The organism is Mycobacterium arosiense ATCC BAA-1401 = DSM 45069 (genome assembly GCF_002086125.1).
GTDB lineage: Bacteria > Actinomycetota > Actinomycetes > Mycobacteriales > Mycobacteriaceae > Mycobacterium > Mycobacterium arosiense.
On the sequence record NZ_MVHG01000239.1, the window covers coordinates 1 to 550 of the forward strand.

The 550-nt window shown below is 62.5% G+C and carries 2 protein-coding genes; both read left to right on the forward strand.

Features of this window, described 5'->3' with window-relative positions:
* Positions 1–10: 10 nt before the first annotated feature.
* Positions 11–238, forward strand: coding sequence for an MbtH family protein (locus BST14_RS28280; RefSeq protein ID WP_083067504.1), 228 nt, complete (start codon positions 11–13; stop codon positions 236–238).
* Positions 222–550: condensation domain-containing protein (locus BST14_RS28285; protein WP_245845846.1), on the forward strand; the 329-nt coding region annotated here is incomplete at its 3' end. The genes BST14_RS28280 and BST14_RS28285, both read left to right, overlap by 17 nt.

A 550-nucleotide genomic window follows, 5' to 3' on the forward strand; every position in this document is an offset into this window, starting at 1 on the left:
TGGAGGTTCGGTGAGTACTAACCCGTTCGACGATGACAAAGGCAGCTTTTTTGTCCTGATCAACGACGAAGAGCAGCACAGCTTGTGGCCGGCCTTTGCCGAGATTCCCGCCGGCTGGCAGACGGTTTATGGCGAAGCGGATCGCGCTGCGTGCCTGGAGTACATCGAGCAGAACTGGGCTGACATCCGGCCGAAGAGTTTGCGCGAAAGGCTGGCAAGCCGTGGTCTTGATCGTTGAACCGTGCGGGCGGCCGACCGATCCTGACGCTCAGGCGTATCCGCTGACGCGTGGACAGCTCGACATTTGGCTTGCGCAGGAATCGGGCCAGTCCGGTACGGAGTGGCAGCTTGGCCTCTTCGTCAAAATCGAGGGCGGGGTGGACCGTGACGCCCTCGAGTGGGCGATCCGCCGGGCGGTGCAGGAGGCCGAGGCATGCAGGGCGGCCTTCTTCGAGGTGGACGGTCAGGTTTTCCAACGGGCGATCGACTACCCGGATGTCGAGCTGGCCTTTTATGACCTGAGCGGCTCGGACGATGCCGTGCAGGAAGC